This window comes from Bacillus sp. P4_D3 (assembly GCF_056401855.1).
The window spans coordinates 1-795 of record NZ_JBFUIN010001119.1 but is presented as its reverse complement, the minus strand read 5'-3'; the positions used below and the strand labels follow the sequence as shown (position 1 = coordinate 795).

General features: G+C 32.3%; 2 pseudogenes. Both read left to right on the top strand.

The features are described 5' to 3' along the window. Window positions 1-351, top strand: a pseudogene (locus AC1DTM_RS29710) (winged helix-turn-helix domain-containing protein); the annotation flags it as partial. After that, window positions 348-795: pseudogene (locus tag AC1DTM_RS29705) on the top strand (sensor histidine kinase); the annotation flags it as partial. The pseudogenes AC1DTM_RS29710 and AC1DTM_RS29705, both read left to right, overlap by 4 nt.

The window sequence follows — 795 nt, the reverse complement described above, 5'->3', positions numbered from 1 at the left end:
TACGGAGACTATGCACCGAAACTAGAAGAACGAATGATTGAGCAACAAGGTCATTGTTAATATCCAGAAAGACTTGTGTTAAAACTTAGGGGGCAAGAGATTGTTATAACGAGAAACGAAGCTATTTTATTAGAGACGCTAATGAAAAATTACCCGCGTGTTGTGAGTAGAGAAGTGTTACTTAATAAATTATGGGATAGTGAATCTTACGTTGATGATAATACATTAAGTGTAAATACAACACGTGTGCGTAAAAAGTTAAAAACGTTACATATTGAAGGAGCAATTGAAACAATTCGTAGTGTTGGATATAGATTACATATTACTTGGGATAATGGTATGGAAAAATGATAAGGTTGTTTATTCGTGATCATATACCGCTTATTTGTTTTACAGCGATCCAACTACTAGCCATATTCCTAGTTTATTGGTTTGATGGGCATAATCATATTTCAACGGCATTATATGCAATGTTTTTAGGTGCTTTTTTTATGATAAGTTATTTATTATTTCGTTATTTTACACATCGTTCTTTTTATGAACGTTTAGCAAATCCATTGCAATCTTTGGATGAATCCGTTCAAAAATCTGATTTTGCAGTTTTATCTACCGCACTCCAAGATTTGCTTGATGCACAATATCGTCATTATCAAAATCAGCTGCAATTACAAGAGAGAAAAAATAATGATCATTTAACCTTTATGAATCAGTGGATTCATCAAATGAAAACACCTCTATCTGTAATAGAATTAATTACACAGGATGAAGTGGATTCGCGTTTTGAAAGTATTAATG